Below are 15,467 nucleotides of genomic sequence, written 5' to 3' on the forward strand. Positions count from 1 at the left end.
ACGCACGGTGCGAAGGTGCAAAACGCCGGGAACAACATGGCGTCCACCGACTCGGCGGTCGGCTCCAGCTGGCTCTAGGGGCCTGACCCGAGAGTAATCCGACACCTGGATCACGTCATCGGCGTGCGGCCACCGTGCCGCACGCCGATGACGTGTGCCCGCACAACGGGCCGTCGGCCACCCAACCACGAGGAGAACAACCATGACTGACACGATGTCTTCGCTCTGCCGGCTGACCGGATTGCCGGACGGGTGAGCCGTGTTCACCCACGACTTCGCCGCCCGGCCGCCCGAGATCAACTCGACGCTGATCCACGGCGGTGACGGATCGACGACACTGCTCACCGCCGCGTCGGCGTGGAACGCGCTGGCGGCGAACCTGCGATCGGTGGCGGCGTCCTACCGGAGTGTCGTCACCCGCCTGGCCACCGAGCAATGGCTCGGGCCGTCCTCGGCGGCGATGGCCGGAAAACTCGCCCCCTATGTGGGATGGATGGAGACCACCGCGGGCAACGCCGAGCACACGGCGCTGCAGGCGAAGAACGCGGCGGCCGCCTTCGAGGCTGCGATCGCGGTGACGGTCCCGCCGGCCACCGTCTTCGCGAACCGGGCGCACGCGCAGAACCTGTTGGCGACCAACGTCTTCGGCCAGAACACGGCGGCTATCCAGGCGGCGGAGGCGCAGTACCAGGAGATGTGGGCGCAGTGCGCCGCGGCGATGCACGGCTACGCCACCGGTGCATCCACGTCCGTTCAGCTGGCCGGTTTCACCCCACCGGGTGCGGAGAACACCGGCACGGACGACTCCTCGCCGACGCAGAGGCCCGAGCGCGCGGACGCCGCCGGTCGAGCAGACCAGGGCCCGACGACGATCCTCGGCGGGCTGTTGGATTCCTCGGAGTCCGACGGGTGGCTCGGCGACCCCGGCGGCGGAGGGCTCGGCCCCAACGCCAACCTGTGGAACACGTTGACCTCCACCGACATGGCCAATCCGGCGATGGTCACCTCGGTGCTCGCCGATCTGGCGACGGTCCAGGAATTCAACGAGGCGGCACCGGGCGCCTTCGCGCCGGGAAGTTTCGCCCCGGTGGCCCCGGCCATGAGCACCATGGGCACCGCCGGGCTGGTCAGCGCCGGTGGGCCAGCGGGCGCGGGCACACCGCCGGTGCCCACCGCGGTCAGCGCCGCGATGGGGCGGGCGATGGGAGTTGGGACGCTATCGGCGCCGCCGGCGTGGGGGGCGGTCGCTCCGGTCGCGCCGAGCAGCACGATCCTGCCCGGGCACAGCCCGGCCGCTGCGACCCACGGTGGCCACGGAGCCCCCGGGGTGCCGGTGGCCGCGCGCAACAGCGGGCCCTCGACCGGCCCGCGTTACGGGGTGCGGCCCACGATCATGGCCCGACCACCCTCGGCGGGCTACGCCCCGGAGCTGTTCTGACGGTGCCGGCGCCCCGGCGCGGCGGGTCAGGTCGCGGAGTCCTGTTCGGCTTGCTCGCGGGCCCAGCGATAATCGGCTTTGCCGGACGGGCTGCGCAGGATCGTGTCGCGGAACACCACCGCCTTGGGCAGCTTGTAGCGGGCGATCGATTTCGCCGCGTGCTCGACGATCCCGGCGGCGTCGGCGGCGTCGGCGGCGTCGGCGGCGGCCCCCCGGGCCAACGCCACCACCGCGACCACTTCCTGGCCCCAGCGTTCGGAGGGGCGGCCGGCCACCACCACGTCGGCCACCGCCGGATGCGAGGCGATCGCCGACTCCACCTCCTCGGCGAAGATCTTCTCCCCGCCGGAGTTGATCGTCACCGAGTCGCGGCCCAGCAGCTCGATCGTCCCGCCGTCGAGGTGCCGCGCCCGGTCGCCGGGGACCGCGTGGCGCACTCCGCCGATCACCGGGAAGGTGGCCGCGGTCTTGGTGGCGTCACCCTTGTAGCCGAGCGGAACGTAGCCGCGCTGGGCCAACCACCCGAGACCCTCGTGGGCCGGCTCGAGAATCGAACCGAGATCCTCGGCCACCACACAGGTATCGGGCCCGGCGGCGAAGGTCCCCGTCGACACCGCCCCCGACGTCGACAGGTGATGCATCTGCGCACCGGTCTCCGAGGACCCGACCGCGTCGATCACCATCGCGTTCGGCAGGATCTCGACCACCTGCTCCTTGACCGAGGGGGTCAGCATGGCACCGCCGTTGGCCAGCACCGCCAACGACGACACGTCGGCGTGACCGTTTTTGATCGCGGCGACCAGCGGGCGGACCATGGCGTCGCCGACCACCGACACCGACATCACCTTCTCGCGCTCGATGGCGGCCACCACGTCGTCGGCGTCGAAATGGTCGACGACCGAAGGGAACACCAGGGTCTGCCCGCCGGTGATCGCGGTCATCGCCGCCCACTGGGCGGCGCCGTGAATCAGCGGCGGCAGGATCATCAACTTGATGCCCGGGTTCTCGGTCACCCGCGTGACGATGTCATCGATGGTGCTGACCGGCTCACCGGTCATGATGTTGCGGCCCCCGAACGACGTCATGAAGATGTCGTGCTGACGCCAGAGCACCCCTTTGGGCATTCCGGTGGTGCCCCCGGTGTAGAGCACGTAGAGGTCGTCGGGGGACGGGGCGACCGGCGGCGGCTCTGGTGCGGTCTCGGCCAGGACCGTCTCGTAGTCGACCGCGCCGTCGAGCAGGGCGTTACCGGAGTCGTCGGCGATCTGGATCAGCACCCGCAGCTGCGGCAGCTCCGGCAGGACCTCGGCCAGTGTCGGCGCGAACGCGGCGTGATAGACCAGCGCGGTCGCCCCGGAGTCGTTGAGCAGATAGGCCAGCTCGTTTTTGACGTAGCGATAGTTGACGTTGAACGGCGCCACCCGCGCCCGGAAGGACCCCAGCAGCGTCTCGATGAACTCGTTGCCGTTGTAGGCGTAGATGCCCAGCAGGTCCTGGCCGCACTCGTGACCGTCCAGCCCGCCGCGTTCGGCGTGACAGCCCAGTCCCCGGGTGTGCAGGTAGGAGGCCAGGCGGTTGGCGCGGTCGCCGATCTGGCCGTAGGTCAACCGGCGATCGCCCTGGATGACCAGGTCGCGGTCCGGGATCGCGGCGACGATGGCGTCGACGACGGACGGGACGGTGAACTGTGTCGGGGACGTCACCGACGGCTCGGCGGTCTCGGACATCTGGCCTCCAGGTGCGGGGGGTTGATTCGCAGTGCACGGTACCGCTGCCCTCGGCCGCTACCGCCGCCAGGTCAGCGTGGCGCGTCGGGTGACGCCGTCGTCACCGGGGGTGGTCGCCGACAGCGTCAACCGGTCGCCGTCGAGATGGGCGTGGCGCACCTGGGGCGCGGCCAACAGCTGCGGCACCGTGGCCATCATCACGTCGTGGTGCACGGTGGCGGCGTGGGGGTCGGGGTGCTCCTCGACCCGGAACCGCCCGCCGTAGGCGAGATAGCCGCCGCCGTCGGCGCGGGCCAGCTGCGCGGACATGTGACCGTCGGCGGTGTAGAGCAGAAGACCGCGGGGATCCTCGCCCAACGGCGTCGACACCGCACCGGTGGCCGCCTCGACGGTGCGAAACGATTCCAGATGCCAGCCGCCCAGCAGCTGTTCGGCCAGTCCCATCAGTGCCGCACCGCCTTCCCCGGGGTGTGTCCCAGCACCCGACGGTAGCTGTCGATGAAGGCGCTGGGGGTCGCCCACCCGCACCGGCCCGCCACCGTGGTGACGTCCTGGTCCTCGGCGAGCAGGGCCAACGCGTGGTGCAGGCGCAGCTGGGTGCGCCACTGCGGGTAGGTCAGCGCGAACTCGGTGCGAAAAAGCCGGCTCAGGGTGCGTTCGGCGACCGCGATGCGCCGCCCGATCTGGGCCAGGGTCAGCGGTGTCGACAGATCCGCGGCGACCAGCGCGCAGGCCTGGCGCAACCGCTCGTCGACCGGGGTGGGCAACCACACCGGTTGACGCTCATCGGTGGCGTCGAGGTGATCGTGCAGCACCGCCAGCATCCGGTGGTGGGCGGGCGATCCGGTGTCGACGCTGCGCGAACAGGCGATGATCAACTCGCGCAGCAGCGGGTTGACCGCGACCACCGCCGGGGTGGCCGGCACCCGGCGGTAGCGCCGCGGATCCAGGGCGACGGCGTGGAACCGGGTCTGCCCGTGGAAGCGGTGCTGGTGCCATTGGCCGGCCGGGATCCAGATGGCGCGGTTGGCGGGGGTGATCCAGGTGCCGGCCGCGGTGGTCACCGATACCGCACCGCGGGACGGGTAGACGATCTGATGCCACCGGTGGCGGTGCCGCTCGATGTGCGCGCCCGGCTGCACGGTCAACGCCGCGGTCGCCGCCTCGTGGCCGATTTCCAACATAATCAGGCAGGATAACGAAAGTCCGCACCCGGTGCGGGTCGTAGCGTTGGGGGCGGGGTGACCCGGACCCCGATGGACGACCCCGATGCACGACCCCGATGGACGACCCCGGCAAAAGAAGGGATCTGGCGATGGCGATGAACCTGCTGCACCGGCGGCTGTGCAGTTCGCAGCGGTGGGCGAACAGCGTGCGTGATGGGCTGCTGCCGTGGGCGCTGGCCGACGTCGAGCTGGGGTCACGCACCCTGGAGATCGGTCCGGGCTACGGGGCGACCACCCGGGTGCTCGTCGAGCAGGCCGAGGATCTCACCGCGGTGGAAGTTGACCAGGTGATGGCCGAGCAGTTGCAGCAGCGATTCGCCGGCCGTGCCCACATCGTGCACGCCGACGGCACCGCCACCGGCCTGCCCGACGACCACTTCACCTCGGTGGTGTGTTTCACGATGCTGCATCACGTGCCGACCTCGGCGATGCAGGACCGCCTTCTCGCCGAGGCGTACCGGGTGCTCGCCCCCGGCGGGGTCTTCGCCGGCAGCGACAGCCTGTCCTCGCTGCCGTTCCGGCTCATCCACCTCGGTGACATCTGCAACCCGCTGAGCCCGTCGGGCCTGAGCGCCAAACTCCGCACGGCGGGGTTCGACGACATCACCGTGGAGGTGTCCGGGTCGCGTCAGCGCTGGCGGGCACGCAAAACGCCGACCGGCGCGACGCGCCGGCACTGATCACCCGCTGCGGCGGGCGGCGCGCACCAACCCGCCACCGACGATCAACCGCTGGATCTCGCTGGTGCCCTCATACAGGCGCAGCAGCCGAACGTCACGGTAGATCCGCTCCACCGGGACACCGCGGATATAGCCGCTGCCGCCGTGGATCTGGACGGCGAGGTCGGCGACCGTGCCGACCATCTCGGTGCAGAACAGCTTCGCCGCCGACGGGGCGATCCGGCGGTCCTCGCCGCTGACCCACATCCGGGCCGCGTCACGGACGAGGGCGCGCCCGGCCATCACCCCGGTCTGCTGATCGGCGATCATCGCCTGCACCAGCTGGAAATCACCGATCGGGGTGCCGCCCTGGGTGGCGGTGGCGGCGTAGGCGACCGATTCGTCGAGGGCGCGTTGGGCGGTGCCGACCGCCAGCGCGGCGATGTGGATCCGGCCGCGCGCCAACGACGTCATCGCCGCCCGATAGCCGACATCGCCGTCGCCGCCGATCACCGCGGCGTCGGGCACCCGCACCTCGGTGAAGCTGACATCGGCGGTCCAGGCGCCCTCCTGGCCCATCTTGGCGTCCTTGGCTCCCACCTCGACGCCGTCGGCGTCGGCGGGCACCAAGAACACCGCGATGCCGGCACCGTCGTCGTCGGCGGGGCGGGTGCGGGCGAAGACCACGAACAGCCCGGCGACCGGGGCGTTGGTGATGAACCGCTTCTGTCCGCTGATCCGCCAGTGGTCGCCGTCGCGCACCGCGGCGGTGCGCAACCCCGCCGGGTTGGAGCCCGCGCCCGGTTCGGTCAGCGCGAACGAGGCGACCACCTCGCCGCTGGCGATCGGGCCCAGCCAGCGGGCTTTCTGCTCGTCGGTGCCGTAGCCGACCAGCACCTGCCCGGCGATGCCGTTGTTGGTGCCGAACATCGAGCGCACCGCCAGCGACGTGTAGCCCAACTCCATCGCCAGTTCGACGTCCTGAGCCAGGTCCAGGCCCAGCCCACCCCACCGCGGCGGGACGGCGTAGCCGAACAACCCCATCGCTTTGGCCTGGTCGCGCAGATCGTCGGGGACGCGGTCGCCGTCGGCGATCTCGGCCTCCCGCGGCAACACCACCGACCGGACGAAACGGCGGGTCTCGGCCAGAATCTGGGCGAACTCCTCTGCGCCGACCGCATCACTCATCGAAGACGGCTCCTCACTGGTCGCTGCGCGGCGAGCATACCGACCCGTCGCTGGCGATCCGGTGCGGACACCGACGACACGGGATCGGTCACCGCGCTGAATCCCCGCGATGAAATAGGGTGCTCGATAGGTGCCGGAGACCCGGCTGAACCGATCCGGAAAGGGTGGTGCAGGGTGGCGTTGCTCGACGGGCAGACCGCCGTTGTCACCGGCGCTGCGCAGGGGTTGGGCCTGGCGATCGCCGAGCGGTTCGTCGCCGAGGGTGCGCGGGTGGTGCTCGGCGATCTCAACCTGGCCCAGGCGCGCACCGCCGCCGAGCGCCTCGGCGGTCCCGAGGTGGCCGTGGCGGCCGAATGCGACGTCACCGACGGTGCGGCCGTGACCGAGCTGGTCGCCACCGCCACCGACCGCTTCGGTGGTCTCGACATCATGGTCAACAACGCCGGCATCACCCGCGACGCCACCTTGCGCACGATGACCGAGGAGCAGTTCGATCAGGTCATCGAGGTCCATCTCAAGGGCACCTGGCACGGCATCCGGTCCGCGGCGGCGGTGATGCGCGAGGCCGGGCACGGCGCGATCATCAACATGTCGTCGCTGTCGGGCAAGGTCGGCCTGGTCGGGCAGACCAACTATTCGGCGGCCAAGGCCGGCGTCGTCGGGATGACCAAGGCCGCAGCCAAAGAACTCGCGCACCGCGGTGTGCGGGTCAACGCGATCGCGCCCGGGCTGATCCGATCGGCGATGACCGAGGCGATGCCCCAACGTATCTGGGATGCCAAACTCGCCGAAGTGCCGATGGGGCGTGCCGGGGAGCCCGGCGAGGTGGCCGCCGTCGCGCTGTTCTTGGCCAGTGAGTTGTCCTCCTACATCACCGGGACCGTGCTCGACGTGACCGGTGGACGGTTCATGTGAGCAGCACCATCGCCGAGCGAGCGGGTGCGCCGGGCGCGGTGATCTGCGCGCCGGTGCGCACCCCGATCGGACGCTACGGGGGCATGTTCCGGTCGGTGAGTGCGGTCGAACTCGCCGTGGCGGCGCTGCGCGGTCTCATGGAGCGCACCGGGGTGCCCGTGGACACCATCGACGACGTGGTGCTCGGGCATTGCTATCCCAGCAGCGACGCCCCGGCGATCGGCCGGGTGGTGGCCCTTGACGCGGGGCTTCCGGTCAGCGTGCCCGGCATGCAGATCGATCGGCGTTGCGGTTCCGGGTTGCAGGCGGTGATCCAGGCCTGCCGGCAGGTCGAGAACGGGGACGCCGAGACCGTGATCGCCGGTGGGGTGGAGAGCATGAGCAACGTCACGTTCTACTCGACCGACATGCGCTGGGGCGCCGGCCGACACGGGGTGCGGATGCGCGACGGGCTGGTGCAGGGCCGGCTGCGTGCCGGCGGACGCAATCATCCGGTCCCCGGCGGGATGTTGGAGACCGCCGAGAACCTGCGCCGCCAGTACCGGATCTCACGTGCCGAGCAGGACGAACTCGCCGTCCGCTCGCACCAGCGGGCCGTGGCCGCCCAACGCGGCGGAATCCTGGCCGAGGAGATCGTCCCCGTCTCGGTGACCACCCGCGGGGGAACCCACCTCGTCGACACCGACGAACACCCCCGCGCCGACACCACCGTGGAGGCACTGGCGACGTTGAAACCGATTCTGCGCGACGAGGATCCGGAGGCCACGGTCACGGCCGGCAACGCCAGCGGCCAGAACGACGCGGCGGCGATGTGCGTGGTGACGACCCCTGCGCGGGCCGCCGAGTTGGGTCTGACGCCGCTGGTGCGGCTGGTGTCGTGGGCGGTCGCCGGGGTGGATCCGGCGGTGATGGGCATCGGGCCGGTGCCGGCCAGCGCCGCCGCGTTGTCCCGCGCCGGGCTGAGGCTGGCCGATATCGAGGTCATCGAACTCAACGAGGCGTTCGCCGCCCAGGCTCTGGCGGTCCTGCGGGAGTGGGGGACCGGCCCCGGTGATCACGACCGGATCAACGTCCACGGCTCCGGGATCTCCCTGGGACATCCGGTGGGAGCCACCGGGGTCCGCATGCTGGCGACGCTGGCGCGCGAACTGCACCGGCGGCAGGGCCGCTACGGTCTGGAGACGATGTGCATCGGCGGTGGTCAGGGTCTGGCCGCGATCTTCGAACGAATCGACCGGGTGTAAGGGCTGACGATGACCAGGCTGGCGCAGACACTGGGGCTCACCGAGTTCCAAACCGACATCGTCACCACCGTGCGCCGGTTCGTCGACAAGGAGATCATCCCCGTCGCCGCCGAGTTCGAGCGCACCGACACCTATCCGCAACCCATCGTCGACGCGATGCGTGAGATGGGGTTGTTCGGGTTGATGATCCCGGAAAGCTATGGCGGCCTGGGGGAGTCGCTGTTGACCTACGCGCTCTGTGTGGAGGAACTGGCCCGCGGCTGGATGAGCATCTCCGGGGTGCTCAACACCCATTTCATCGTCGCCTACATGCTGCGCCAACACGGCACCGAGGCGCAGAAGCAGCGTTTTCTGCCGCGGATGGCGACCGGGGAGACCCGGGGGGCCTTCTCGATGTCAGAACCGGAGTTGGGCTCCGACGTCGCGGCGATCCGCACCCACGCCACCCGGGACCCCGACGGCGGCTACACCATCGCCGGCCAGAAGATGTGGCTGACCAACGGCGGCAGCTCCACCCTGGTGGCGGTGCTGGTGCGCAGCGACGAGGGCGCGGACAAGCCGCACCGCAACCTCACCGCGTTCCTGGTCGAAAAGCCCACCGGTTTCGGTGAGGTGCTGCCCGGCCTGACCATCCCGGGCAAGATCGACAAGCTCGGCTACAAGGGCATCGACACCACCGAGATGATCTTCGACGGATACCGCGCCGGTGACGACGACGTGCTCGGCGCGGCGCCGGGCCGCGGCTTCGTCCAGATGATGGACGGTATCGAAGTGGGGCGGGTCAACGTGGCGGCACGCGCCTGCGGGGTCGCGGTGCGCGCCTTCGAGCTGGCGGTGCGCTACGCCCAGCAGCGACAGACGTTCGGCAAGCCGATCGCCGACCACCAGGCGATCGCATTCCAACTCGCCGAGATGGCGACCAAGGTGGAGGCCGCGCATCTGATGATGGTCAATGCCGCCCGGCTCAAGGACTCCGGTGAACGCAACGACGTCGCCGCCGGGATGGCCAAATACCTGGCCAGCGAATACTGCTCGGAGGTAACCCAGCAGAGCTTCCGCATCCACGGCGGCTACGGCTACTCCACGGAATACGAGATCGAACGGCTGATGCGCGACGCGCCGTTCCTGCTGATCGGCGAGGGCACCAGCGAGATCCAAAAACAGATCATCAGCAGACGTCTGCTCGCCGACTACCGGATCTGAGAAAAAGCACACCCGCGCCGCGCGTTCCGGACGTGCCGCATCAGACCAATCGGTCGGTCAGCGACCCCTGTTCGCCGAACAGCCGCGGGACCCATTCGGCGAGCAACGCGGTGTTGTCGTGGTCGTCGGGGTGAAACCCGATGCGCGTGTAGTCGCGCAGGCGCCGCATCACCGAGCGGGTGAGAAACGGTGAATGACGCAGAGCGGTAAGACTTCTGATCAGACGGACGGGGTGATAGGTGGCCCGGTCGGCGAGCATCGACAGCGTGGTGTGCAACGCCACCACCCCGAGGAACCCGAAGCTGGTGATCACCATCGCGAGAATCCGCATGCGTTCGGTGCCTCCGACGGCGCGGTAGGTGTCGAACGCGACGGCTTTGTGCTCGGACTCCTCGAGCGCATGCCACAGCAGCACCGACCGGACCTCGCTGTCCCCGAGGACGTCGCGGGCGACGGGATCGGACAGCAGCGTTTCGGCGAGCGTGGCGGTGTAGTGCTCGAGGGCGGCGGTCACCGCGAGCCGGTAGCGCGGCACCGTCCACCGTTGGAGGCGGGCCAGCCCCGTGCGGGTTCGCCGGTCGACCCGGCGGGTGGGATAACCCATCTGCGCCAACCGGTCGTTGAGCTCACGGTGCTGGCGTCCGTGGGTGACCTCCTGGCCGGTGAAGCCCGCGATCGCGGTGCTCAACGCGGGATCGCTGATCTGGTCGGCGTAATGGCGCACCGACCGCACGAAGAAGTCCTCGCCCTCGGGGAACAGCGCCGACAACACCGCGACGACGTGGCTCATCACCAGGTCACCCTGCACGTAATGGCGTTCCGGTGCCGCGGCGGGCCCTGGCGCCAGCGTGTCGTAGCGGAAGCGGATCCGTCGCACCCTGATCGGCTGGGCGGGGTGACCGCCGGCGGCGGCCTCGAGCGCTGACATAGCCACCACGATACCCCCGGTACCGGGTATTTCTAGGGCGTTTTTTGGGGCGTCACCCGGGCTGCGGGGTCGGACACAGACCGCGCGGGTCCGCCCCGGCCGACGTTACGGGCGTTGATGACGACCGCCGCCGCGGCGATCGCCCAGATGAGGTACTGGGTGAGCCAGGCCGCCCGGAACGCCTCGAACGACCAGGCGTCACCGGCGCCGATGATCAGCCCCATCAGTTGCATCACCAGCAGGGAGGCCAGAAAACCGCCCATGTTGACCGTGCCCTGCGCGGTGCCCAGCGAGGCCGACGGGTTGAAGTCGCGAGCGAAATCGAAGGCGAGCAACGACACCGGCTGCGCCGCCGAGATCACCACCACCAACATGACCAAAAGCCAGTGGGGCGCTTGTGTGGGCAGGGCCAACACCACCGCCCACATCAGCGCGCACCCGGCGATCGTCGCCAGCACCAGCCGCGGCCGGGCCGACGGGTGGCGCCCGCTGAACATCCCGACCAGCACCCCGGTGACGATGAACACCAGCACCGACAGCGTCAGCAGCGCACTGGCGCTGCTGCGGGACAGGCCCTGCGCCCTGGTCAGGTACGGCACCCCCCACATCAGGACGAAGACGGTCAGCGGGAACTGGGTGCCCATGTGGGTGAAGAACCCCAACCGGGTGCCCGGACGGGACAGCACCGTGGGGACCGCGGCGAGGCGTCGGCGCAGCCGTGGCGCCTCGTCGTGGGTCTCGTGCCCGTGCGGGGTGTCGCGGACCAGGCACAGCGTCAACGCCAGGGCCATCACGCTCAGCGCCGCCGCCGAGACGTAGGCGACGGTCCAGCCGGAGCGCAGCAGCAGCGCCACAAAGGGCACCGCGGACAGGATCTGGCCGGTCTGCCCGCACAGCGCGGTCAGCTGGGTGAGCAGCGGTGCGCGGGACGCCGGAAACCAGTTCGGGATCAGCCGGATGACGGCGATGAACGTCAGCGCGTCGCCGAGCCCGACCAACGCGTAGGCGCTGACGGCCACCGGCAGCGAACCTGTGATCCCCATCACCAGCTGGCCGACGGCCATCACGGCCGCACCGGAGGCGATCATCCGGCGGGGGCCGAAGTGGTCCAGCAGCACCCCGGCGGGAATCTGCATGGCGGCGTAGACGATCACCTGCAACACCACGAACCACGACAACACACCGGGGCCGGCGGCGAACCGGTCGGCGGCATCGAGACCGGACACCCCGAACGTGGTGCGGTTGAGCACGGCCACGATGTAGGCGATCAGCCCGGTCGACCACACAATCCAGGAGCGCACCTGTCGATTGTGCCTGCCGGGGCGCGGTAGGTCACCGTCGGTGCTCGGCGGCCCGGTGCGGTATCGGGTAGCGTGGGCGAGCCCCGCTCAACGAACAATCGACGAGATGGAGGTCTCTTGCCGAATTCTGTTGAAGAATCGACCAATCCTGCTCCGACGCGTGAGCGCAATCCCGACAAGGGGTATGTGGCGTTGCTGGGGTGGAGTCTGAACGCGATCGATGCTGTGGACCGGTTTGACCGCCGGTATGTGGTGGTGGCACCGGACTGGGCCGAGGAGTACTGCCAGCAGCACAACATCCCCTACATCGCGTGGAATTTCGAGCGGCTCAACGAGCGCTCCATGGAGATCGCCGAAACCCTGCAGGACCGCGGCGTCGACGTCGCGATCCCGCTTTTCGAAGAGACCGTCGAGTGGGCGGGGGCGATCAACTCGGTGCTGCTGGACAACCCGCGGCTGTTGGGTCAGTCGATGCTGCTGCGCGACAAGTCGCTGATGAAGCGGCGCGCCCAGCTCGGCGGCATCCGGGTCGGCATCTTCGAGGAGGCCATCGACCGCGAGGACGTCATCCGGTTCCTCAAACGGGTCAACCAGACGCTGCTCAAACTCGACGGCGACCCCAACGACCCGATCCACATCAAGGCGTTCGACAAGGCGGGCTGCCTGGGGCATCGGGTGATCCGCACCCCCGACGACGTCGACGCGATCCCCGACGAGGAATTCCCGGCGCTGATGGAATCCCATCTCGACGGCTGGGAGTTCGCCGTCGAGGCCTGGGTGCACGACGGCAAGATCCGGTTCCTCAACATCTCCGAATACGTCACCCTGGGGTATTCGGTGTTCGTGCCGGCCTCCCCGGAGCTGGAGAAGTACCGCCCGGAGATCACCCGTCAGCTCGAGAAGCTGATCAAGACCTTCGAGATCGACTTCGGCTTCGTCCACCCCGAATACTTCGTCACCAGCGACGGCGAGATGTACTTCGGTGAGGTCGCCTACCGGCCGCCGGGCTTCAAGGTCTTCGAACTGCTCGAACGCGTCTACGGGTTCAACGCCTACCAGGCTCTGGTGCTGGCGTTCGACCCCAAGACCACCGACGAGGAGCTGGACGAGTTCTTCCCCACCGAGGTCGTCGACGCCACCGGCCATGCCGGCTGCTTCGGGGTCTACCCGCGGCGCCGAGTGGTCAGCAAACTGGCGATGCCCGAGGAGACCGAAGACCACGACTACTTCGAATCCCACGAGCTCACCCCGCCGCTGGAGGAGACCGTGACCAAACGCACCGCGTTCGGCACCCATTGGGGTTTGGTCTACTTCTTCGGCGAGGACCCCTACGAGATGCGCCATGTGCTCAAGCGTCAGGAAGAATTGGATTTCTACGTCTGACTGTTTGACACTGACCTCTATCTGACATGGTGAGGAACCCGGTTGATTAGCGACGTGAGCCCTGAAGGCGCGGTGCTGGAGAAGCGGCTGGCCAAGCTCACCGACGCCACCCGGTCGTTGGCCGAGGCCGGTGAGGTCGGCAAACCGGGCCGGTTGCGCCGCGTCCTCGACAGCCTGCGTCTGGTGTTGCTGCAGCCCGGCGGGTGCGCGGCGGTCCAACTCCGGGCCGCCGACCTGGATGCGGCGGGGCTGTTTTTGGGCACCGACTGGGACGCCCCGCAGACGTTGCTGCCGGCGTTGAGCATCGGCTCGTTGAGCAGCGACAACCCGGACACGGTGGTGTTGGAGGCGGTCAACGAACTGCGGCTGTTGGCGGTCGCCAACGGTCAATACCGCCACCGGCTGATCTCCGCGGAACAGGCCCGCCACCACCTGTCGCAGGTGCTGGCGCTGAACCTGTCGCTGTTGTTCACCGCGCCCACCGAGGCGCAACGCGAGCAGCAGGGGCGGATGGCCACCGTCACCCGCGATTTGTTCCGGTACCTCGTCGAGCAGATCGGCTACGAAGGGGTGCTCGATCATTTGGTCGAGGAGATCTGGCGCATCCTGCGCCAGCGCCCCATCCAGGTCGACCCGATCAAGGAGATGATCACCCAGATCTCGATCGCGCTGGCCGACCCCGACATCGACCTGGGCAACGGGGGACGCGGGGTCGACCGGTTGATCACCAGCCTCTACGGCACCACCGACGCCTGCCGGGAGGACCCGGGTGTGGAGGTCTACCGGTCGCGGCTGGAATCGATGGACGAGCCGACCCTGCAGTACGAGGCGGCCGGGTTCGCCCGGTCCATGCACGACACCGGTCTGGTCTCGCCGTACCACGCCACCCTGCTGCGGTTCCTGCTGGAGAAGGGGCCCTACCTCATCGGTGAGGCGCTGGGGTTGTCGAGCACCGGACGGGACTGCCTGCTGTGCTACCACGATCTGGTGCACGCGCTGATCGCCACCGTCGTGCACACCGAGACCGCGCAGTGCATCTACGGGCTGGCGCTGCTGTTGGAGCGCGGCATCCTCTACCAACCGCCGGTGGCGCCGTCGCTGTGGCGGCAGCTGGCGTTGCCGCTGTCGGAGTACTCCCGCGACCGGCTGACGCTGGCGTTCGGGACCGCCCAGGAGCCGCGGACCTGGCTTTTGGCCGGCACCCTGTCGGTGCTGGGACTGCCGCTGGGCGTCGGCCAGGGCGACAACCCCACCTGCCAGTCCGCCCGGGCGATGTCGATGTGGTCCTACAACGACCCGGACTATCTGTTGCAGATCATCACCTGGGCGGCGCGCGACGACGAGATCGTCATGCATTTCGAGGGCCAGCCGATCTCCTCGCGGCAAAGCTCCGGCGGCGTCGCCACCCGGCTGCCGATCGACCTCGACCCGGTCTCGCTGCTGGTGGTTCCGCACCTCGACCGCATCTACGCCGAGATGGGCCGGCGCTGCATCGGCCGGGAAGGTGACCCGCACCGCTGGGTGAACCCCGAATTCCACGGATGGTGGGCCGGGCGCGGATTCCGGATCAACGTCGACGTGGCCACCGGCAACCTGGTCGACCTCGACGGGTTCTTGCGGCACTTCTACGGCGCGTACCACCCGTTCTACAACGGCAACCAGCCGCTGATCCACCCGCAGCCCGCCGGGGTGGCGGTCACCGACACCGCCGCCCGGTTCATCGGCTGGCACGCGATCACCGTGCTGCGGGTGAGCCTGGACCCCGACGAGGTGATGCGGGTGTACTTCTACAACCCCAACAACGACAGCGGCCAGGACTGGGGGGACTCGGTGGTGGTCAGCACCGCCGGGCACGGGGAACGGTTCGGGGAGGCCTCGCTGCCGTTCGAGCAGTTCGCCTCGCGGCTCTACATCTTCCACTTCGACCCGTTGGAGCCGGGCACACCCGCCGCGGTCACCCAGGACGAGCTCGACCGGGTCCAGGGCTACATCCAGCGCAGCTGGGGGACGGGGCGCATACCCGGGCTCGTCGCCGCGGTCGCCGCCGAACCCGGCCCCGGCGGCCACGGCGGGCAGTGAACCCGGCGGCTCCCGAATTGGTTTGTAACGATTTGATAACGATGCGGCTGTGATCTGCGGAATTTGGCTACTCGACCGTAACCACGTCCATGCAGGACGTTTGTCCGGCACCTCGTTGACCGTGGTCAGACACGGTGTTACCCGCAGCACGGGTTACTGATGCGTAGAACTCATGG

The 15,467-nt window shown here is 69.2% G+C and carries 13 protein-coding genes and 1 pseudogene; 8 read left to right on the forward strand and 6 right to left on the reverse strand.

Annotation, left to right across the window (positions count from 1 at the left end; translation table 11 throughout):
- Both B8W67_RS12670 and B8W67_RS12675 read left to right on the forward strand, forming a co-directional pair.
- Window positions 1-78: pseudogene (locus tag B8W67_RS12670) on the forward strand (type VII secretion protein EsxI); the annotation flags it as partial.
- Between the two features lie 181 nt (window positions 79-259).
- Window positions 260-1,438: a PPE family protein gene (locus B8W67_RS12675; protein WP_085304326.1), complete on the forward strand. Its 1,179-nt coding sequence runs from the start codon at window positions 260-262 to the stop codon at window positions 1,436-1,438.
- A gap of 26 nt (window positions 1,439-1,464) precedes the next feature.
- On the opposite strand, the gene B8W67_RS12680 is transcribed toward B8W67_RS12675, so the two are convergent.
- From B8W67_RS12680 to B8W67_RS12690, 3 genes are read right to left on the reverse strand one after another with little or no spacing between them, the layout of a single operon-like run.
- Window positions 1,465-3,165, reverse strand: coding sequence for a medium-chain acyl-CoA ligase Mig (locus B8W67_RS12680; RefSeq protein WP_085304328.1), 1,701 nt, complete (start codon window positions 3,163-3,165; stop codon window positions 1,465-1,467).
- Between the two features lie 57 nt (window positions 3,166-3,222).
- Window positions 3,223-3,609 (reverse strand): lipocalin-like domain-containing protein, encoded by a 387-nt coding sequence (locus B8W67_RS12685; RefSeq protein ID WP_069393593.1) that lies wholly within the window; start codon window positions 3,607-3,609, stop codon window positions 3,223-3,225.
- A complete protein-coding gene (locus B8W67_RS12690) occupies window positions 3,609-4,349 on the reverse strand; it encodes a helix-turn-helix domain-containing protein (RefSeq protein WP_085304330.1) in 741 nt (246 codons plus the stop codon). The genes B8W67_RS12685 and B8W67_RS12690 overlap by 1 nt, the downstream gene beginning before the upstream one ends.
- A gap of 131 nt (window positions 4,350-4,480) precedes the next feature.
- Between B8W67_RS12690 and B8W67_RS12695 the strand changes: the two genes are divergently transcribed.
- Window positions 4,481-5,071 (forward strand): class I SAM-dependent methyltransferase, encoded by a 591-nt coding sequence (locus tag B8W67_RS12695; protein ID WP_085304332.1) that lies wholly within the window; start codon window positions 4,481-4,483, stop codon window positions 5,069-5,071.
- On the opposite strand, the gene B8W67_RS12700 is transcribed toward B8W67_RS12695, so the two are convergent.
- The gene (locus B8W67_RS12700; RefSeq protein ID WP_085304334.1) at window positions 5,072-6,238 is read right to left on the reverse strand and encodes an acyl-CoA dehydrogenase family protein; all 1,167 of its coding nucleotides are present in this window, start codon (window positions 6,236-6,238) and stop codon (window positions 5,072-5,074) included. It abuts the gene before it with no gap.
- 174 nt (window positions 6,239-6,412) lie between these two features.
- Between B8W67_RS12700 and fabG the strand changes: the two genes are divergently transcribed.
- From fabG to B8W67_RS12715, 3 genes are read left to right on the forward strand one after another with little or no spacing between them, the layout of a single operon-like run.
- Window positions 6,413-7,153, forward strand: a complete 741-nt coding sequence (gene fabG, locus B8W67_RS12705; RefSeq protein WP_069393589.1) for a 3-oxoacyl-ACP reductase FabG — start codon at window positions 6,413-6,415, stop codon at window positions 7,151-7,153.
- Window positions 7,150-8,397 (forward strand): acetyl-CoA C-acetyltransferase, encoded by a 1,248-nt coding sequence (locus B8W67_RS12710; protein WP_264033407.1) that lies wholly within the window; start codon window positions 7,150-7,152, stop codon window positions 8,395-8,397. Before fabG ends, B8W67_RS12710 begins: the two co-directional genes overlap by 4 nt.
- A 9-nt stretch (window positions 8,398-8,406) precedes the next feature.
- A complete protein-coding gene (locus B8W67_RS12715) occupies window positions 8,407-9,600 on the forward strand; it encodes an acyl-CoA dehydrogenase family protein (protein WP_069393588.1) in 1,194 nt (397 codons plus the stop codon).
- Window positions 9,601-9,640: 40 nt separating this feature from the next.
- Here the strand turns inward: B8W67_RS12715 and B8W67_RS12720 are convergent, their stop codons facing one another.
- Both B8W67_RS12720 and B8W67_RS12725 read right to left on the reverse strand, forming a co-directional pair.
- Window positions 9,641-10,528, reverse strand: coding sequence for a metal-dependent hydrolase (locus B8W67_RS12720; RefSeq protein WP_085304336.1), 888 nt, complete (start codon window positions 10,526-10,528; stop codon window positions 9,641-9,643).
- Window positions 10,529-10,560: 32 nt separating this feature from the next.
- A complete protein-coding gene (locus B8W67_RS12725) occupies window positions 10,561-11,829 on the reverse strand; it encodes an MFS transporter (RefSeq protein WP_085304338.1) in 1,269 nt (422 codons plus the stop codon).
- A gap of 342 nt (window positions 11,830-12,171) precedes the next feature.
- On the opposite strand from B8W67_RS12725, the gene B8W67_RS12730 reads away from it, so the two are divergent.
- Both B8W67_RS12730 and B8W67_RS12735 read left to right on the forward strand, forming a co-directional pair.
- Window positions 12,172-13,212 (forward strand): ATP-grasp domain-containing protein, encoded by a 1,041-nt coding sequence (locus B8W67_RS12730; protein ID WP_234793995.1) that lies wholly within the window; start codon window positions 12,172-12,174, stop codon window positions 13,210-13,212.
- Between the two features lie 54 nt (window positions 13,213-13,266).
- Window positions 13,267-15,291 (forward strand): hypothetical protein, encoded by a 2,025-nt coding sequence (locus tag B8W67_RS12735; RefSeq protein ID WP_372507433.1) that lies wholly within the window; start codon window positions 13,267-13,269, stop codon window positions 15,289-15,291.
- Window positions 15,292-15,467: the final 176 nt, after the last annotated feature.

The organism is Mycolicibacillus koreensis (assembly GCF_002104795.1).
GTDB lineage: Bacteria > Actinomycetota > Actinomycetes > Mycobacteriales > Mycobacteriaceae > Mycobacterium > Mycobacterium koreense.

Excerpts from the sequence above, each read along its gene's own strand:
- B8W67_RS12685 (WP_069393593.1), bottom strand. The coding sequence starts at position 3,609 with ATGGGACTGGCCGAACAGCTGCTGGGCGGCTGGCATCTGGAATCGTTT.
- B8W67_RS12700 (WP_085304334.1), bottom strand. The coding sequence starts at position 6,238 with ATGAGTGATGCGGTCGGCGCAGAGGAGTTCGCCCAGATTCTGGCCGAG.
- B8W67_RS12730 (WP_234793995.1), top strand. The coding sequence starts at position 12,172 with ATGGAGATCGCCGAAACCCTGCAGGACCGCGGCGTCGACGTCGCGATC.
- B8W67_RS12720 (WP_085304336.1), bottom strand. The coding sequence starts at position 10,528 with ATGTCAGCGCTCGAGGCCGCCGCCGGCGGTCACCCCGCCCAGCCGATC.
- B8W67_RS12690 (WP_085304330.1), bottom strand. The coding sequence starts at position 4,349 with ATGTTGGAAATCGGCCACGAGGCGGCGACCGCGGCGTTGACCGTGCAG.
- B8W67_RS12695 (WP_085304332.1), top strand. The coding sequence starts at position 4,481 with ATGGCGATGAACCTGCTGCACCGGCGGCTGTGCAGTTCGCAGCGGTGG.
- B8W67_RS12715 (WP_069393588.1), top strand. The coding sequence starts at position 8,407 with ATGACCAGGCTGGCGCAGACACTGGGGCTCACCGAGTTCCAAACCGAC.
- B8W67_RS12680 (WP_085304328.1), bottom strand. The coding sequence starts at position 3,165 with ATGTCCGAGACCGCCGAGCCGTCGGTGACGTCCCCGACACAGTTCACC.